The sequence below is a fragment of the Lentilitoribacter sp. Alg239-R112 genome, from assembly GCF_900537175.1.
Classification (GTDB): domain Bacteria; phylum Pseudomonadota; class Alphaproteobacteria; order Rhizobiales; family Rhizobiaceae; genus Lentilitoribacter.
Map to the genome: position 1 here is coordinate 50,916 of NZ_LS999834.1, position 18,385 is coordinate 69,300.

The window sequence follows — 18,385 nt, forward strand, 5'->3', positions numbered from 1 at the left end:
TTTCAACGATGCTTGTCATATAGTTTTAGCTCTGCTTTCGGCTCTTGAGCAGAACTCTCTTTTGGCGTTCGTGACTTCAGTCTCGTGTCACAAATTCGGATATTTGCTTGCAAATTGAAACTCCGTTTTGGGGCAATTACTGCCCCAAAATGCGATTCTGCGACCGTATGAACAGAGCTCTATTTAGCCGAGTTGCTAAACCTGATACGAAATACTTCTTTCTCTGTTGAAGAGGACGTCAGTAATGCTTCGTCAGCATCACCCCAGGGCCGAAGGATAAGGGATTTTCCCGCATAGGTTTGCTCCGGACTATCGCTAGCGAGAGGAAGTGCGAATATCGGATCAGATATCGAATTGCTATCTTCTGTGATTATGATGGCATAGTCGCTATCAGTGTTCAGTGTAATCACTTCATCCATCGATTCAAAAAGATGTCCTCCTGTAAGGAAATCCATAGCCGCGTCTCTTGCAGGTTGAATTGCCAGAAATTTGGGGTCGTTGTGAAGTGCTTTGCGCTTATCCGCTGATGGCCAACTGGCCAAACTACCTGTCTGCGGGTTGCCGCCTGCAAAATTTGTCGCAATCACACCAAAGCCAGCAAGAATCGAAAGCCCGTGTTTGGCCATAGTTGGTGCCATATATGGAAAATATTCGCCATACATCCATTCTTGTTTCTCGGGTTTCACAGTACCAAAGCCAAACTCAATGAGACTGTCGGCCGTCAGATTAAGCTCTTTTGTCATATTTGTTCTCCTTATTTTTTTAGGGCAATACTTAGTTGGACGGCAGTTGGTTCAAAATTGCCGGTTCCTAGTGTTTATGGAGTTAGATCGGCCATCGTCAGCATCATAAAACGATGGTCGAAATCAGAATTTACGGGTAGTTTTTGCGAACTTCTGTGTAATTGTCCTTGTTCACAATCTTACCTGTTTCTGCGAAATATTTCAGACCAAACAAGTGTTTGAGCAGCGATTTGGCCATTTGCCCCTTCATCAGGTACTTCATGAAATCAGGAGAAAACGAATTGAATGAGATCATCTTGATCTCGGTTTTTTCATCTGCAATGGCTGTCAATTCGTAAATCGCTGACATTTCCTTCACAAAAGGGAGGTTATGCTCGGTAACGACTATTTTGAAGCTATCAGTACCATTCACTTCAGTAATTTTTTCATCCAGGAACAGTTTTTCACTAAACTCACAATGCCTTACGGCGTTTAGTTCGCTTTTAGAACCCTCATTTAAATAGTTCGATTTAATCATTGTTGGATTATGGATATGGATGTCTCCATACTGGTTAAAGAGCATATCCCAGGTTCTCTCCTTTGATGTATTTATGATCTCTTTAAATTCTGTGCGGTTCATTTTGCTCGCCATGCTTAGTGTCCAGTTCTTGTGTTGTGTTGAACTTAGTCCATTTAAAATGAATTGGAATTGCGGTATATGGAGGTTTATGGTGCAATAATCGACCACCCCTATGGAGGACCTGCATGGCCGAACTGGATTGGAACGACATCAAGGTATTTCTGGCGCTGTTTCGAGGCCGTTCTGTTCGCGCAGCAGCGGGAGAGTTGTTGATGAGCCATTCAACGGTTTCAAGACACCTAACCGATTTGGAAACAAGTTTAGGCGCAGTGTTGTTCACCCGCTCGCGCGACGGCTTGCTGGCAACCGCAGTTGCCGAACAGGTTTTTACAAAGGCAGAACAGGTCGAAAGTGAGGTTCTTGACTTTCAACGTGAGGCAGAGAGCTTGGATACGGAACTTGCAGGCCAGGTTCGTGTGACATCGCCACCGTTGTTGTCCCAGTACATGTTGATGCCACACCTTGCCTCCTTCACGCGAAAATATCCTGGAATTGAGATTTCGCTTAATACAAGTTATTCAATTGACGATCTGATGAGGGGCGCGGCTGACGTTGCGTTCCGGTTCCAGTTTAATCCAGATGATAGTTTGGTAGGTCGGCGGCTTCCTGATTTTGTGGAACGCGCATATGCATCACCGCAATATATCGCCAATCATTGGTTTGAAGACAATAAGACAAATGCAAACTGGATTGGGCGGGGTACAATCGATCCCGGCCACAGGTGGATCACGGAGGGGCCGTTCCCTGATGCGGAAGTGAAACACCAAATTTCTGATTTACTGGATCAGGCAGAAGCGGCGAAAGAAGGTTTGGGGATGATCGTTTCTCCATGCTTTTTTGCCGACTCGTTAAATGGCTTGGTTCGTATTCCCGGAACTGGACCTGTCTCTACGCGGCCAGGATGGGTTTTGACCCATCCCGATTTGCGTTCTTCAGTTCGAGTGATGACCTTTGTTAGGTTTCTTGTAGCAGAAATGACCAAACAAGAAGCCCTAATTAAAGGTGATACGGTATAGGCAAGTTTTATTGCTTTGGGGCCAATAGCAGTCATTGACACGAATGAGGTGTTTTATAATAACTGGCAGTAAAACGTTCTGATCACACATCATTCTCAGGATCAGAAACAGGGTCAAGAACCAGAACCAAACGTGTTTCGCCCGTGCCTTCAATCGGGGGAGGTCGATGCAGCAGGCCGGATTCTGGTGTTTCAGGCTATGGCTTTCTATCTACGCACTCATCTGTAAATCTTGGTGACGGATCACCCGTGTACGCCCATAATTATGCAGTCCGTCATAGATCGCATTAATAACTACGCGCATATTCTTAGTTACAGCATGCCGATGGGGATAGACCAGATAGATATTCTTCGGTTCGACTACATAGTCAGGTAACATCACTTCTAACGTTCCTTTCTGAATATAGTCGTTGGCTAAAACCCGCGGTAAGCGGGCAAAGCCAAGACCATCAATTAAAGCATTCATCAGGTGTGAGGGGGTATCCACAACCAGCTTGGTTGCCAATTCAATCTCTGCGTCTTCACCGCCCTTCTGTACAGTGTGAAATCCATGTGCACGGTGATCAGCATATTGTACAAAAGCATGCTGCCCCATTTCTGAATGATCGGTTGGTCGACCGTTTCGATCCAGATATGACGGCGCTGCGACAAGCACAGTTTCGAATTGGCCGATTTTGCGCACGATAGCATCAGAATTGCCAATCTCGCCTGTGCGTAGTGCAAGATCATACCCCTCATCGACGACATCCACGAGCCGATCTTCAACTTTAACCATCAGCTGCAAATTTGGATAAGCTCCATGCAGTTTTTGCAACGCAATCCCAACAGGGTTTTCGGCCATGACCCTGCTGATACTAATGCGTATCTCACCTCCTGGTGTCGTTGACAGGGCAGAGATGTCTGCTCGCATTCGTCTGTGTGTGGTCACAAGTTCCGCCGCATGCCGCGAGATAATCCGGCCTGCCCGTGTCGCAGTGGTGCCAGTAGCGCTTCTCTGGAGCAAAGGAGTTCCAAAATCAGCCTCCAATGCAGCCATTTGTTGACTAATTGCCGGTTGGCTAATACCCCGAACTCGGGCAGCGGCACTAAGGGAGCCTTGATCCAGTACTTCTAGAAAACTCTCAAAATATCCAAGGCGATCCATATAATCCTCTAAGTATTACTTATGGGAGACATAAGATGAACCCTCCTATGCCGAGCTGATTTATTGGATATAGTATGAATCAACTAATTATTCCAGAAAAATCCATAGGAGATGCTTATGAACATTAGTCGAAGAAACTTTCTTGGCATGGGGGGAGCTGCTGCCCTTGCTGCGCCTTTTATCGTGCGTCCCAATCTGCTTTCCGCCCATGAGGTTGGTCTAGATGCAGGGGCGATACCCTCCTATGCTAAGCGTCGCGTTGGATCGGCAGAGATAACTGTTCTATTGGATGGCACCATTGATGTCGGGCAAGATTTAATTGTTGGGTTTGATCAAGATAAAGCGAATAAAACGCTAAAACAGCAGCATCTGCCTGCTTTTGAGAGTACACGACCACTACCGGTTCTTGGTCATGTCATTGACACCGGTGAGCGGAAGATTGCCATAGACACAGGCACGCTGCCTGGATTTTCACCCAAGACAGGAGGATACCATGCGGCACTAAAACAAGCAGGTATCGATGTGACTGAGATTGATACTGTTCTTTTAACCCACCTTCATCCTGATCATATTGGCGGGCTTAGTGCGGATAAAAAGCGGTTGTTCCCAAATGCGGAAATTGTTGTCAATTCTACCGAATGGGATTTTTGGCATGGCTCAGCTGCAGATGGTCTGCCTAGTCAGGTTCAACCCTTCGTGCAGATCGCGCGTGATTTGACAGAGCCTTATAAAGACAGATTAAGAACTTTCGATAATGATGCAGAGGTATTGCCAGGCATTCAGGCCAAGTTCATGCCAGGACATACGCCTGGGCATGTTGGTTTCCATTTACATGATGCTGGTGAGGACCTGTTATTTTGGGGAGATCTGATTCATCTGCCGCGATTACAATTCAATAATCCCGAATGGCTGATTGCCTTTGATATGGACCCCGCGCAGACAGCTAAAACACGCGCCAGAATGTTAGATATGGCAGCAGCGGATAGAGTGCCGGTAACGGGTGCACATTTGGAGTTTCCTGGCTTTGGTTATGTGGATCAAACTGCAAATGGGTATGATTTTGTACCAGCAGCCTATGATTATTCACTATAATAAAATTGGTCACCCGATATTAAACGGGTGACCATAAACCTAACAAGCGATTTTGTTTCAGAACCTTCTGCCTTTGAAGCCTCCCATTTCCAAGCGTTGTTAACATGCAATTCGTTCTCGATAAGACCAATAGCAGTCATCGACACCAGTGAGATATTTTAATAGCTGGCAGTAAAACGTTCTGATCACACATCATTCTCAGGATCAGAAACGGGGTCAAGAACCAGAAGTAAACGTGTTTCGCCCGTGCCGTCAATCGGGGGAGATCGATGCAGCAGGCCGGATTCTGGTGTTTCAGGCCAAAGGGTTCCACGCAGCAGGATTGGTGCACCAGTGGGCACGTTGAAAATCTGCTGCGGCTCATCACCTTCTAACGAGGTTCCATATTGCGTTCCCTGGCCGCGATAGGTGCAGACCAGGCGGGCTGTGATCGCGTCTTTATGAAACTTTCTGCAGGCGTTGTCTGTCACCTTTTCTAGCCGCAGGCGCAAATATTCCGTCCCCATGAGCGCGGAGAAAAGTTGCGCCAAGGCATCGATGTCGTTGACCAGCATATCACACGCCGAACCTTCCGGGGTTCCGGCAATTTCGCACAATTGATGCACAGCATCGGCAATGCGGTTCTGCGGCAGAATCAGCCGGCCCTCCGGCAGGTTTTCTGGCGGAAGTTGGTCGATCCAGGTTTGGAAATCGGACTGAAACTTCCGTTTCCACAGGGTTGCCGCACAATTGTGCTCGCGAATAGCGATCAGGTCTTGCGGCTCCCTGGCAATGACCACGCCTTTGGCGTGTTCAATGATTTCTTCGCAAATAAAATTCATAGCGTTTGAGACCTATGCCGCTTGATCCGCGCGCCGCCAGGCGGGGAAGGGATCGGGATAGTTTTTAAGATCATCCAGTGAGGTCGCTTCCGAAACAGGCACCAGACAATCATCCAGACGGGTCTTGAGTGCTGGCCAATCAATGCCGGCACCAATGAAGACAATTTCCTGACGTCGATCGCCCCATGGCTCCTGCCAATGGGCTTTCATGTAAGCGACAGCGGTTTCATGGGTTGGCCTGTTGGCCTCTGGCACTGTTGCCCACCATTGGCCCAAAGGCGATACTGATGAAAGTGCGCCCGCAAGCGAAAACTCAGCCACCCATTCGTGGCGTGAAGCAATCCAGAAATGCCCCTTGGCGCGAATAACACCGGGCAATGAACCGTTTAGTAAGTTTCCGATCTTCTCCGGCACGAAAGGCTGCCGGGCGCGATATACATAGGAGGCAACGCCATATTCTTCGGTTTCCGGAACGTGATCGGCAAAACCATAAAGCTCTTTCGCCCACATTGGATGTTCATGCGCCTTGTCAAAATCAAACATTCCAGTATCGAGAATGGCCTTCGCATCCACATCGGAATGGTCGGTTTCAATGATCTTGGCATCAGCATTCAAACTGCGAATGATCTTGCGGGCCGCGTCCACACGTTCCGGTCCAGCGTCGCTAATTTTGTTCAAAATGACAATATCCGCAAATTCGATCTGGTCAGTCAGCAAGTGTACCAGCGTGCGGTCATCTTCTTCACCAAGCGACTCGCCATGGTCTTTCAAAAAATCATGAGATGAGAAATCCTTGAGCAGATTAACCGCATCAACCACGGTCACCATCGTATCAAGGCGCGAAACATCCGAGAGGCTTTGGCCATTTTCATCGCGGAATTCAAATGTAGCCGCAACGGGCAGGGGCTCTGATATGCCTGTTGATTCAATGAGCAGATAGTCAAAACGGCCCTCGGACGCCAATTTACGAACTTCATCCAACAGGTCATCTCGGAGTGTGCAGCAGATGCAGCCATTGGACATTTCCACAAGCGTTTCATCGGTCCGGCTTAGTTCTGTATCAGCACGGACAAGGTCGGCATCGATGTTCACTTCTGACATGTCATTGACAATAACCGCCACGCGGCGACCATCGCGATTGTTTAAAACGCGGTTGAGAAGCGTGGTTTTTCCAGCGCCGAGAAAACCAGACAAAACTGTGACGGGAAGGCGAGCATCAGACAAGGGGTATCTCCAATAAAACTATGTAATGTTATTACATAACTATGATGATTACCGGATAAATGCAACTGCCTTTGTTACATGAACTAAAATTTCTGTTCATTGTTTTACGGGTTAACGGTTTTGATGCTTTAATTCGACAAATTTAAGTCAGATCTGAGTAGCTGAGGCGATCAGGCTTATCTGATATTGTCGCTAGTTTGCACAAAGCAGATAAAGATAACACTATCGGGTGGTGGCAGCCCTGCCTCGATCGATCAATCCAGTTTTAACCGTAAAGCAATGATTGCGACAATGAATATGACTATCCCGCCAACAATGAAAGGAACACCTACCGAAAACGTATCCACTAAAACTGCACCTAAAAATGGTGCCGATAGCAAAGCCGTTGTGTTTGCCGCCTCGCTCAACGCAGTGACTGATCCCATTCGTTCTTCTGGCACTGTGTTTTGTAGCACTATGCGCACCGGTACGACTGACATTGCAGTTGCAAAGCCCAATGTTAGAAAAAGACTGATTAAAAGTACAGTACTCATATCCGCATTGCTTGAATCAAATGTTCCAAGAATCAAGAGAATAATAGCAGACAAAGTTGCGCCAGCGGCAACCCAGTATTGCGGGCGTTTCACATTAGGAAGTAAAGAAAAAAGCATTGATCCGCATACACCACCTATCCCTACCGCAGCAAGTGCATAACCCAAATGCTGCTGCTCAAAGTTCAAGTTACGGGTTAGAGGAGCAATGAAAGTGTCATAGATGAAGATGGCGAAATAGCTTATAGCCATCATGAAGAGGGCCGTTTTTATCACAGGGCTTTGCCGGACAATAGCCATTCCATTCTTGACACCCGTTAACACACTGTCTGAACTATTCTCATCTTGAAAAGACTTGCGTTCAATCTTGTTGAGGCGTAGCGCAAAAGCTGCGGCGGATGCTGAAATTATTGAATTGAGAATAAAGATCACATCGGGTGCGAACCATATCAAAAATGCACCTCCAGCACTTGGTGCAACAATTTTGGAGGCTTGATTAATGCCGTGGCTCAGGCCATTTGCGGAGGTTCTGTTTTCTTTTGTAGTCAGTGCCTGAATCGCGGCCTGTTTGGCGGGGGTAAAGAAACAGTCTACGGAGCTGCGCACTGTCACCAGCACGATCAGTGTAGTCCAATCTCCCGCAAAGAAAAATGTACCGGTGACGATCGCTCTGCCAAGATTGCTGTAAATCAGAACTGACTTGATAGACCAGCGATCTACAAACACACCCGCGAAAGGCCCTATTACCAAGTATGGAGCCCCTAGACCGACTGCCAAAGCTGCATAGGCAAAGCTAGGCGCATCCCATACGAACGCTAACAATGCTCCAATCGCTACAAAATCCAGCCAGTCAGAAAAATCTGCAGGTAGCTGTGCGATAAAGAGTTTTCTGAGTTCAATATTTTTAAGGGCTTGTGGATACATACCGAGAAACTGCCTTGAAATCGATCGAACTGCAATATTGATCTTAGTTGCAAAACGGCCGTTCAACATTTAAACTGTCAGGGATGGACGCGCTGTATCATAACACTGACATTGTTGAAGTCTATGATGCAATAAATACATCGCGCGAAGATTTTGATTTTTATATTGGGGAATTGCCAATTGCTCCAGCTACTGTCTTAGACATCGGTTGCGGTACGGGTACATTTGCGCTCGATCTAGCAAGGCGTGGATATATGGTCACTGCTATCGACCCCGCACCTCAGATGGTCGCCAGAGCCGCGCAGAAAGATACTCATGGCTCAGTAGAGTGGGTCACTGGTTTCGTTTCTGACTTGCCTGGTAATGCCAAATTCGATGCGGCAATCATGACGGGTCACGCCTTTCAATGTCTTCTAGACGATACCCAGGTTTTTACGCTTTTTAAGGCAATTAAGAAACGCCTGCCTATTGGAGGATCGTTCTGGTTAGAAACGCGCAATCCTGCGGCCAAAAGCTGGCTTCGTTGGACACCCGAACATGCCACTCGACCGATTGCTCTAGGAGGAGGCCGATCGGTTCAAGTGGTTCACGAGCTTCTGGAGGTTAAAGACGATTTAGTGACTTTTAAGGAAAGATATAGTTTTAATGATCAGCTCGGAACATTGACCTCTCAAAGCACTTTACGTTTTATGGAATTTGATGAACTAAAATGCATAGCGACTAAGTGCGGGTTAAAATTATTGGAGGTCTTCGGGAATTGGCAACGAGAACCGTTGGTAGCTGACAGTCCCGAAATAATCATTCGATTGACGAAAGATGCATAGCAGATATTTAAGTGCATTGTAGCGCTTTGCGCTTGAATGAATGATCTAATTTAGATCAAACCGAAAACTAACTTAGAGTATGCCCAGACAATTCCCAGCAAAATTGGTTGATGTAGTAGATATGTGATGAGGCTGTGTCGCCCTAGAAATGCGAGTAACCGTATGGCAAAATTATTGTTATTCCACTGCTTGACCGTACCAAAAAAATCACGATCAACAATGTATTTTGCAAATGCCATTCCAAGCAGAAATGGCGCAAACCATGGCAATATTGGTACATAATCATTGGATATTGGGATGTTGGCATTTAAACCTACCCACCAGAGCAAAGGGGCATCGAAAAACTCTGATCTCAAGTAAAACGGTGCGATAATGACCGCAATTGCCGTTAAAACCAAGATAATCGCGGGTAAACGCAGAAAAAACAGGCCAATAACGCTTGCGGTTGCAATAGAATGCAATATGCCAAAAAATATCGGTGCTTGCGGCATGGCTTGATAGGTTGCAATTGAGATAATCGCAGCAGCACCTGCGACCATTGCGAAGCGTTTTACAAATGACCGAATACGAATAGCTTTCCCATGTCCCAGAACAAGGCTAAATCCTGCCAGAAACAAAAAGCTTGTTGCAATGGAGCGCGCGAAGCTTTTCCATTCGATTGTAAGCGTAAGACCACGTTCTACGAAGCCAAAAAACTCCAAATCCCATGTGAAATGAAAGACCGCCATTGCGATAATGGCGATGCCACGCGCAAAATCCAGCGCCAATATGCGGGATCTTATTTTGCCAGATTCCACAGGTTGGTGCGCTTGCATATCACTCACGCTCAGCTCTCCAGCCATAAAGCCAGTTTAAATCGCGGCATAGGCTTTCAGGTGATTTTAGTGTTAGTACCAAATTGCGAGCTGCACGAATTGGCCCTTTCGCATGATAGGCAATGCGGTTGGTCATGGCCCGGGTTCGAACTTTGTCCACGCGTGCCTTACGTCGCTTTTCGTATTGTTGAAGACCCTGAGAGACCGCCTGTCCTGAATTGCAGATAAGATTTGCCAACACATAGGCATCTTCAATTGCCATAGCAGCTCCTTGCGCCATAAAAGGCGACATAGCGTGAGCGGCATCGCCGATAAGGGCTATATTCGCGCCATTTGTCCAGGCGCCCTCGGCAACATGATTAATTGTCCAACAGCCGAGATGATCGGAAGATTTAAGCATTCTTACCGTTGCAGGGTTAAGTGACATGGACAAAAGCATAGCATCAAAATCGGGTGTAACATGCGGGTCGCCCAGATGCTCGGTAACAAAGACAATATTACTTTGTTCATATTGGTCCGATGGATAAAGCGCGATATGCCCGTCACCATTCATCATTAGCATAATGTTGCTGCTGTTATTGATGTTGGCTGGCATGTGCGCGCGCGCTTTGGTATCGGTCATGAACCGCCATGCAACATAGCCAGTATAATCTACACCAGCCCCATTGGGTAGAATGCTGCGGGTATCAGACCAAACGCCATCAGCACCAATAACCAAATCTGGCTTTTGTTCTAGACGTTGCTCAATATCTGTTTGAAGTGACTCGATGTTTGCAAAATTTAGCTCAGATGACAGTCGCAATTCGCAATTCGGCATATCTCGTACGGCATTTAACAGTTCACGCTGCAAATCAGTGCGTCGCATGAGTGCATAAGGTGCATGCCATTCATCTCGACTCAGTCTTGCTATTGGCAATGTTTTTATTGGTTTAAGCGATACACCATCTGTCATACAGATTGATTGCGGTTCAATCCAGTGTTTTTGCAACGCTGGCAATAGGCCAAGATCAGTAAGGATATGCGTCGCATTGGGGGAAAGCTGAAGGCTTGCGCCAACTTCGCCTAGTTCATCCGCCTTTTCAAAGATGGCGACTTTTGCGCCAAATTTGGCAAAGGCGATAGCTGTACATAGTCCTGCAATACCCGCACCAATTATTGCCACTAAAGGCGTGTTTGGACGGGGTGGAATATTGTCAGTTGATGACATTTTTCAAGGCTTTGTGTTGTGCCGCAGCGGGTTAGGCGTTTTCTCGGTCTTCCCATAAGCAGCCAAAAGGTGCTGTGTCTTCATGGCCCAAGTTTGAGCGGTATCTGTATAAAGTTGAGCAGTATGGACACACAATTTCAGTATCATCACCCATTTCTAAATATTCATGAGGGTGATCAAAAGGTGGCTTTGCGCCCACGCACATAAATTTTTTCGTACCGATATCGATAGACGGGTAACCTGCACTGTTGTGGAAATAAGGCATTTTATGGCCAGCCATGCTATCAAGCTCCTGCTTTTATCTATATTTCGAGTCATCTTTAACGCTTTAAACAGTAAATGTGTAGAACTTTCAGCCATGCTGCGACAGTTTTGTTGCTAAATAAACAGATCAGGTGATGTGAAGATGGTTTATAAACCCCAAGAGATGTTAAATTTTGCAAGTAGCAATCCAGAAGGTCCAGAGAGTAAGGACATCCAAATCGCCTATTTTGATGTTGGCCCGCGTGAAGGTGTGCCTGTATTTCTCATTCATGGCTTTGCGTCATCGGCTCATGTCAATTGGGTGTTCACAGGCTGGGTGAAAACACTGACTGACGCGGGTTATCGGGTCATTGCTCTTGATCATAGAGGGCACGGTGCCAGCGAAAAGCCACATGAGCCAGAGTTTTATACGCCCAGTCTTATGGCGAGAGATGCAACAAATCTGCTTGATCATTTGAATATCGCAGATGCGCATTTTATTGGCTATTCAATGGGCGCGCGCGTATCTGCGTTCGTTGCAAAAAGTGAGCCGCAATATGTTCGTTCGCTGACTTTTGGCGGATTAGGTATCGGCTTGGTAGAAGGTGTGGGCGATTGGGACCCGATAGCCGATGCATTACTTGCACCTTCGCTTGATGAGGTGACCCATGAACGTGGGCGCATGTTTCGCGCCTTTGCTGATCAAACCAAAAGCGATCGTTATGCACTTGCAGCATGTATCGCATCCAATCGGGTGTTGGTAACTGAGGCAGAAGCTTCGCAGATGGCGATGCCAACGCTTATTGTGGTCGGAACCGAGGATGATATTGCCGGTTCACCAGAAGAGTTGGAAGCACTTATGCCGAATGCGACTGCGATTGATGTGCCGGGTAGGGATCATATGTTGACGGTAGGTGATAAAGTATTCAAAGCGGCTGTTTTGGATCAACTATCGCAGTTTTGATGCACATTTCCTTAAGTGAAAATAAAACAAAATCAGATCAAATGTTTGCAAAATCCAGTTTCTGACATATTTATAGAACTAGTGAATATTTAGTTCGCGATGCAAATAGGCAAAGATGCCATTGGTAAGGACGAAAAAATGACCAATCAAGTTGGCAAGCTTCATCAGGGTAAAGTCGACTCTATGGACCCGATTTGGGACACAATTCGCAAAGAAGCGGAAGAAGTTGTCGCAAATGATCCTGTTTTGACGACATTTATTTATACAAATATTCTCAACCAGCCTTCGCTGGAAGCTGCTGTTATCCATCGCATTTGCGAACGACTTGATCACCAGGATTTGAATTCAAGCATTTTGCAGCAGAATTTTCATGAAATGCGCAAGGCAGATCCAGATTGGGCGACGACTTTGCGTGTCGATATTCAGGCTGTTTATGACCGCGACCCCGCATGCAGCCGCTTTTTGCAGCCGCTGTTATATTTCAAGGGCTTTCACGCTGTACAAACGCATCGTTTGGCAAGTTGGATGTGGAATAACGGGCGAGAAGATTTTGCTCTCTATTTGCAATCGCGTTCTTCAGCAATATTCCAAACGGATATCGATCCTGCTGCGAAAATGGGCAAGGGGATATTCTTCGATCATGCAACCGGAATTGTCGTTGGTCGCACAGCAACAATAGGCGATAATGTGTCTATTCTGCAAAATGTGACGCTTGGCGGAACTGGTAAAGAAGAAGGCGACCGTCACCCTAAAATTGGTTGCGGTGTTTTGATCGGTTCTGGTGCAAAAGTACTTGGCAATATCAAGGTTGGTGATTGCTCACGCATTGCTGCAGGTTCGGTTGTGCTTAAGGAGGTACCACCAAAAACAACTGTCGCCGGTGTGCCAGCGCGTATTGTGGGTGAGGCGGGTTGCCAAGAGCCTTCTCGCGCCATGGATCAGATTATTAATCCTGCAACGCAAGCTGAAGTTGGCGACAGTGATAAAAATGATTAATCACGGGCTCTGTTTCTAAATAACGTTGATGTAGGTCAATTTAGACTTTGAATGTAGCTCATCTCGTGGCAATAAGCTGCCACGAATCTTAAATGGAGAATACTCGTGAATCCTGACGAAATTAAAAAGCTCGACGATTACTTAAAACGCGTTCTAAACCCCACCATCGAAGTGCGTGCTCGCCCTAAGAAAGACGATTCTGCTGAGGTATATGCAGGGGACGAATTTATTGGCGTGATCTATCTCGATGATGAAGATGGCGATCGTTCATTTAACTTCTCAATGGCGATTCTCGACGTTGATCTTTAGATCATGTTTAAAAGTCGGGGCGAAACGCCCCGGTTTTTAGGCACAAGGATGACTATTTCCCTTAGTTTTCCACACCATTAAACATAATTAAATTTTTTAAAATAGTTTAATCGATTTAGTGCTGGCGCCATCTTAAAATATATGGATAGAAGACGGCAAGCTCGGATCTTCATCGTAAATCTGTATATGTAACAGTCAGTAAGATCTTGTAAAACTGCACAAATGTGCTCACGAGATGGAGAATAAATATCATGGCGGATACCGATTTGGATCTTGACCGCGTTTTATCAATTGAGATTGCACGCGTGACAGAGCGCGCTGCGGTAGCTGCTGCAAAGCTTCGTGGCCGTGGTGACGAAAAAGCTGCTGACCAAGTGGCAGTCGATGCCATGCGTACAGAATTGAACAAGCTGGATATCAACGGCACAATCGTTATCGGGGAAGGCGAACGCGACGAAGCGCCAATGCTTTATATCGGCGAAGAGGTTGGCACTAAAAATGGCCCACATCTGGATATTGCACTTGACCCGCTTGAAGGCACAACGATCTGCGCTAAAAATATGCCTAATTCATTGGCTGTGATTGCGTTTGCCAACAAAGGCAACCTTTTATATGCACCCGATGTTTATATGGATAAGATTGCGATTGGTCCGGGTTATCCTGAGGGCACAGTTTCAATTGATGCAACACCTGCAGAAAACCTTGCAGCTGTCGCAAAAGCTAAAGGCGTTGAAATTGGTCAGGTTTGCGCGTGTATTTTGGATCGTCCACGGCATGCAAAACTCATTGCCGAAGTTCGCGAATGTGGTGCTGCGGTTCGTCTGATTGGTGATGGTGATGTTGCAGGCGTGATTTACACAACAGATTCAGACGAAACAGGTATTGATATTTATATGGGTACTGGCGGCGCACCAGAAGGTGTGCTGGCGGCAGCTGCACTTCGTTGTACTGGTGGTCAGATGCAGGGGCGCTTGCTGTTTAAAAACCAAGATCAAATTGATCGTGCAGCAACCATGGGTGTTAAAGATCCAAACAAAGTCTACCAGCTTGAAGAACTTGCCAGTGGTGATGTCATGTTTGCCGCAACGGGCGTGACTGATGGCGATATGCTTGATGGCGTTCGCTTTAGGGGTGAATCTATTTCAACCCATACATTTGTAATGCGCTCTTCAACAGGCACAGTTCGCGAAATTAAAGCGACACACCGCCTGGGTGGAGATAAGTTCGCCTAAGGAACAGCAAATCAATTTGTTGCATTTACCAACAGGCCTCATTATCAATGAGGCCTGTTTTGTTTCGAAAATTGATATGCAATGTCCGATGATGCTTTCCTAAATGTAGAACAATCGCTTCTGGGCCAGAAATGGGTCGCACGGCTTGATGCGCGTGGGCAAAATACGGCACTTAATATCGCACAAACTACTGATATCCCAGAAATTATTGCGCGAATTATGGCCGCTCGCAATGTTGCAGCAGAAGAGGCGAGTAATTTTCTGTCGCCATCCATCCGTGATTTGATGCCAGATCCATCTACCATGACTGATTGTGATACTGGTGCTGAGCGATTGGTACAGGCGATTGGTTTGGGCGAGCGAGTTGCTATTTTCGGGGATTATGATGTGGATGGGGCCTGTTCATCGGCACTTTTATCCAAGTTTCTCACACACTTTAATGTGCCAAACGAGATTTATATACCTGATCGGATCTTTGAGGGTTATGGTCCAAACCCAAATGCCATTGAGGAACTTATTAACAAGGGTGCGCAGCTCATAGTCACTGTTGATTGCGGTTCCACAAGCTTTGAAGCTTTAGAGAAGGCCAAAGAACTCAATTGCGATGTGGTGATTATCGATCATCATCAAGTCAATGACGAGCTGCCGCCATCCGTAGCGCTGGTTAATCCCAATCGACAGGATGATTTATCTGGTCTTGGGCATTTATGTGCAGCAGGTGTCGTGTTTATGGTGCTTGTTGCCACGCAAAGGCTGCTGCGCCAAAGAAAACATGATAAGGCGGCGTCATTTGATCTTCTTGCGCAGCTCGATATAGTGGCGCTTGCAACTGTTTGCGATGTTGTGCCGCTCAAAACTCTAAACCGCGCATATGTGGTTAAAGGACTGATTGCAGCGCGCAAAATGCATAATCCCGGCATTGCTGCGCTTATGCGTATTGTTGGCATAGATGGTCCGCTCACGCCTTATCATTTAGGTTTTTTAATCGGCCCGCGCATTAATGCAGGCGGGCGGATAGGTGATGCAGCGCTTGGTAGCCGCTTACTCACGCTTGATGATCCTGAAGAAGCAGACGAAATTGCCCAACACTTGGATAGTCTTAACAAAGAGCGCCAAGCCATGGAAGCTAAAATGCTGGAACAGGCGGAAGCCGAAGTGATGGCGGAAATGGCATCGGGCGAGGGGCCATCGATAATCATCTCGGCCAATGATGGCTGGCACCCCGGCATTGTGGGCCTTGTGGCGGCGAGGCTTAAAGAACGCGAACATCGCCCTGCTTTTGCCATCGCATTTGATGCAAATGGCAAAGGATCTGGTTCAGGCCGCTCAATTCCGGGTTTTGATGTAGGCAAAATGGTGCGTCAGGCTGTTGATGATGGCCTGCTTGAAAAAGGTGGTGGCCACGCTATGGCTGCGGGCCTGACTGTTCAAAAAGAAAAACTTGGTGAATTGCGCACGTATTTTGAGGAATATGCCGCCAAAAATTCTGGAGAAGTAGAGGAAACACGGTCGCTTAAAATAGATGGTGCATTAGCTGCCTCTGGCATGACGGCTGATATGGCTGATCTTGTCGAGCGAGCAGGGCCATTTGGTTCTGGCCATTCACAACCAATTTTCGCAATGCCCAATCACCAGCTTAAAGATGCGCGTATTGTAGGCGCAAATCATGTGAAGCTAACATTCGCTGGTGTAGATGGCGGCAGAATAGATGGTATTGCCTTCCGCGCAGCCGACAATGACATGGGCAAGGCATTCTTAAATGGCCGCGGCCAAAGCTTCCACGTAGCAGGTTCAATTTCCATCAATTACTGGCGCGGTGCAAAGAGTGTGCAAATTCGTGTGCTTGATGCTGTACGGGTGAAGTGAAACGCAGAGCTATTAAGAACAGAACACGTAACCTAAAATGTGACTTTAAAGAGAGGAGAACAAAGTGGAGGATAAATTGCATTCGGGTGTTCGTGATGAACAATGGCCTAAAGATGTGTATTCCATAAGTTTCGACGATCTAGGCAAATTAGGTGTGAACTATAAAACTAAAAAGCTATATTGGGACGGTAAAGCTGTAAAAACCACAATTCAATTAGGGGCGAGCGAAAGGACTATCGCGATAGTCGGTATAGCGCTGGTTTTTGCGCAAGCGCTTCATCCGTGGCTAGTTTCTTACGGCATTGTTCCTGCTGGGTGATATTAGTTTTAGAATCTTAAATTTGAATCACACTCAAGAAATGTCTGATACAAAATGACCATTGAACAACTCCTAGCCTTTTCCCTTTTTGCCTTCGTTTCCTCCATCACACCGGGGCCAAACAATTTAATGTTGCTGACATCAGGCGTTAACTATGGTGTAAAGCGCACGATACCGCACGCTCTGGGCATAGGTTCCGGTTTTTTTGTGCTTTTGTTCTGTACGGGGCTTGGTCTGATCAAATTGTTTGATCTCTATCCAGTGTCATACACAGTTTTAAAAGTTTTATGTGTGATCTATATGTTTTGGTTGGCCTGGAAAATTTTGCAATCTGGCAGACCTCAGACGGGAGATGAAGCTGCAAAACCCATCACCTTTATGGAAGCTGCGCTATTTCAATGGGTAAATCCCAAAGCATGGGCAATGGCAATCACGGCTTTCAGCGTATATGCACCAAGTCTGGATTTTTGGATTGTTATTCTTGTTTCTGTGGTTTTCGTTATCGTCAACGTGCCATCTGTTGGCACCTGGGTTATCCTTGGCGTTAACTTCCGCCGTTTTCTATCTACCGATCAACGGTTAAAAATATTCAATATTATAATGGCGCTGTTATTGATTGCATCACTCTGGCCAATTTTGGCGTAAGGTGATGGCATGATTGGAGATGGTAATGAGATACCTCTGTCCGGCGGCAATGTGAATTCATCTGTTGTAAGGGTTGGCGATACAGTTCGGCGTAAGACCAGTTGGCATAGTCCAATCGTGCATCGATTTTTAAAACACCTTGAAGTTCAAGGTTTTGAGTACTCTCCGCGGTTTTTGGGTATTGATGAAAAGAAACGGGAAATTCTGTCGTTCATGCCAGGTTCGTCGGAATTTCCAAAAGGCATGTGGAAGAATGATAAGACTCTTATTGCATCGGCCAAGATGTTGCGAAAATTTCATGACGCATCTGAATCTTTTGGTGAATTGGAATCAGCAGATTGGGCATTTACTCATCAAGGCGACACGCCCAATGAAGTTATCTGTCATAATGATTTTGCGCCGTATAACTTGATTTTTGATGGAAATGGCACACCGACAGCAATTATCGATTTTGACCTAAGCGGACCCGCGCCCCGATTGCGTGACCTGGCCTATCTAACATATTGGATGGTGCCACTCTCATTTCAGTCCGATGATATGGGTAGTTTAAGCACAAGCGATCTTGCTATGGGCGGTCAACGCTTGAAAATCATTTGTGCAGCATATGGGACAGATGATTACCTTGGTTTGTTGGATATGCTTGTAAATGTGCTTATTCATATGGGTGATTATAAAGCTACGGTTAAAATACTCGGTGAGAAGGCTGCTAACAATTTAAAAAACGGCGGCCATATGGTCCATTGGCAAAAAGAAGCGGAAGCCTTCAAACAAATGCTTCCTAAATTGCGCGCAAACTTCTAAAAGCGCACAAAAGGTCTTCGTTGGCCGCGCGCTTACAGATTAAATAAAGGTG

The 18,385-nt window shown here is 46.4% G+C and carries 20 protein-coding genes; 11 read left to right on the forward strand and 9 right to left on the reverse strand.

What is annotated here, in order from left to right; genetic code table 11:
- Nucleotides 1-179 precede the first annotated feature (179 nt).
- Both G3W54_RS13480 and G3W54_RS13485 read right to left on the reverse strand, forming a co-directional pair.
- Nucleotides 180-743, reverse strand: coding sequence for a hypothetical protein (locus tag G3W54_RS13480; protein WP_162653750.1), 564 nt, complete (start codon nt 741-743; stop codon nt 180-182).
- 130 nt (nt 744-873) lie between these two features.
- On the reverse strand, nt 874-1,362 hold the full coding sequence (locus tag G3W54_RS13485) for a hypothetical protein (protein WP_162653751.1): 489 nt from the start codon (nt 1,360-1,362) through the stop codon (nt 874-876).
- Between the two features lie 125 nt (nt 1,363-1,487).
- On the opposite strand from G3W54_RS13485, the gene G3W54_RS13490 reads away from it, so the two are divergent.
- A complete protein-coding gene (locus tag G3W54_RS13490) occupies nt 1,488-2,378 on the forward strand; it encodes a LysR family transcriptional regulator (RefSeq protein ID WP_162653752.1) in 891 nt (296 codons plus the stop codon).
- Between the two features lie 210 nt (nt 2,379-2,588).
- On the opposite strand, the gene G3W54_RS13500 is transcribed toward G3W54_RS13490, so the two are convergent.
- On the reverse strand, nt 2,589-3,521 hold the full coding sequence (locus G3W54_RS13500; protein WP_162653753.1) for a LysR family transcriptional regulator: 933 nt from the start codon (nt 3,519-3,521) through the stop codon (nt 2,589-2,591).
- A 117-nt stretch (nt 3,522-3,638) separates the two neighbouring features.
- Between G3W54_RS13500 and G3W54_RS13505 the strand changes: the two genes are divergently transcribed.
- Nucleotides 3,639-4,613: an MBL fold metallo-hydrolase gene (locus G3W54_RS13505; RefSeq protein WP_162653754.1), complete on the forward strand. Its 975-nt coding sequence runs from the start codon at nt 3,639-3,641 to the stop codon at nt 4,611-4,613.
- Between the two features lie 185 nt (nt 4,614-4,798).
- On the opposite strand, the gene G3W54_RS13510 is transcribed toward G3W54_RS13505, so the two are convergent.
- From G3W54_RS13510 to G3W54_RS13520, 3 genes are all read right to left on the reverse strand, one after another.
- Nucleotides 4,799-5,434 (reverse strand): DUF1826 domain-containing protein, encoded by a 636-nt coding sequence (locus tag G3W54_RS13510; protein ID WP_162653755.1) that lies wholly within the window; start codon nt 5,432-5,434, stop codon nt 4,799-4,801.
- A gap of 12 nt (nt 5,435-5,446) precedes the next feature.
- Complete coding sequence (locus G3W54_RS13515; protein WP_162653756.1) at nt 5,447-6,658, reverse strand: GTP-binding protein; 1,212 nt, start codon at nt 6,656-6,658, stop codon at nt 5,447-5,449.
- A 254-nt stretch (nt 6,659-6,912) separates the two neighbouring features.
- Nucleotides 6,913-8,181, reverse strand: coding sequence for an MFS transporter (locus G3W54_RS13520; RefSeq protein WP_210253520.1), 1,269 nt, complete (start codon nt 8,179-8,181; stop codon nt 6,913-6,915).
- Between the two features lie 14 nt (nt 8,182-8,195).
- Between G3W54_RS13520 and G3W54_RS13525 the strand changes: the two genes are divergently transcribed.
- Nucleotides 8,196-8,936 (forward strand): class I SAM-dependent methyltransferase, encoded by a 741-nt coding sequence (locus G3W54_RS13525; RefSeq protein ID WP_210253521.1) that lies wholly within the window; start codon nt 8,196-8,198, stop codon nt 8,934-8,936.
- A gap of 50 nt (nt 8,937-8,986) precedes the next feature.
- On the opposite strand, the gene G3W54_RS13530 is transcribed toward G3W54_RS13525, so the two are convergent.
- The 3 genes from G3W54_RS13530 to G3W54_RS13540 are packed head-to-tail and all read right to left on the reverse strand — an operon-like array spanning nt 8,987 to nt 11,238.
- A complete protein-coding gene (locus G3W54_RS13530; protein WP_162654417.1) occupies nt 8,987-9,751 on the reverse strand; it encodes a heparan-alpha-glucosaminide N-acetyltransferase in 765 nt (254 codons plus the stop codon).
- Nucleotide 9,752: 1 nt separating this feature from the next.
- Nucleotides 9,753-10,958: an FAD-dependent oxidoreductase gene (locus tag G3W54_RS13535; protein ID WP_162653759.1), complete on the reverse strand. Its 1,206-nt coding sequence runs from the start codon at nt 10,956-10,958 to the stop codon at nt 9,753-9,755.
- Between the two features lie 31 nt (nt 10,959-10,989).
- Nucleotides 10,990-11,238 carry a zinc-finger domain-containing protein gene (locus G3W54_RS13540; RefSeq protein WP_162653761.1) on the reverse strand — a complete coding sequence of 83 codons (249 nt, stop codon included), beginning with the start codon at nt 11,236-11,238 and terminating at the stop codon, nt 10,990-10,992.
- A 147-nt stretch (nt 11,239-11,385) separates the two neighbouring features.
- On the opposite strand from G3W54_RS13540, the gene G3W54_RS13545 reads away from it, so the two are divergent.
- The 8 genes from G3W54_RS13545 to G3W54_RS13580 all read left to right on the forward strand — a co-directional run bounded on the left by G3W54_RS13545 (nt 11,386) and on the right by G3W54_RS13580 (nt 18,333).
- Nucleotides 11,386-12,165, forward strand: coding sequence for an alpha/beta fold hydrolase (locus tag G3W54_RS13545; protein ID WP_162654418.1), 780 nt, complete (start codon nt 11,386-11,388; stop codon nt 12,163-12,165).
- Between the two features lie 138 nt (nt 12,166-12,303).
- Nucleotides 12,304-13,161 (forward strand): serine O-acetyltransferase, encoded by an 858-nt coding sequence (gene cysE / locus G3W54_RS13550; protein ID WP_162653762.1) that lies wholly within the window; start codon nt 12,304-12,306, stop codon nt 13,159-13,161.
- Between the two features lie 105 nt (nt 13,162-13,266).
- Nucleotides 13,267-13,470 carry a DUF3126 family protein gene (locus tag G3W54_RS13555; RefSeq protein ID WP_162653763.1) on the forward strand — a complete coding sequence of 68 codons (204 nt, stop codon included), beginning with the start codon at nt 13,267-13,269 and terminating at the stop codon, nt 13,468-13,470.
- A 251-nt stretch (nt 13,471-13,721) separates the two neighbouring features.
- A complete protein-coding gene (gene glpX, locus G3W54_RS13560; protein WP_162653764.1) occupies nt 13,722-14,702 on the forward strand; it encodes a class II fructose-bisphosphatase in 981 nt (326 codons plus the stop codon).
- Nucleotides 14,703-14,783: 81 nt separating this feature from the next.
- Complete coding sequence (recJ, locus tag G3W54_RS13565) at nt 14,784-16,568, forward strand: single-stranded-DNA-specific exonuclease RecJ (RefSeq protein WP_162653765.1); 1,785 nt, start codon at nt 14,784-14,786, stop codon at nt 16,566-16,568.
- A 64-nt stretch (nt 16,569-16,632) separates the two neighbouring features.
- Nucleotides 16,633-16,887 carry a hypothetical protein gene (locus G3W54_RS13570; protein WP_162653766.1) on the forward strand — a complete coding sequence of 85 codons (255 nt, stop codon included), beginning with the start codon at nt 16,633-16,635 and terminating at the stop codon, nt 16,885-16,887.
- Between the two features lie 54 nt (nt 16,888-16,941).
- A complete protein-coding gene (locus tag G3W54_RS13575; protein WP_162653767.1) occupies nt 16,942-17,532 on the forward strand; it encodes a LysE family translocator in 591 nt (196 codons plus the stop codon).
- A gap of 9 nt (nt 17,533-17,541) precedes the next feature.
- The gene (locus tag G3W54_RS13580) at nt 17,542-18,333 is read left to right on the forward strand and encodes an aminoglycoside phosphotransferase family protein (protein ID WP_162653769.1); all 792 of its coding nucleotides are present in this window, start codon (nt 17,542-17,544) and stop codon (nt 18,331-18,333) included.
- The last annotated feature ends 52 nt before the right edge of the window (nt 18,334-18,385 follow it).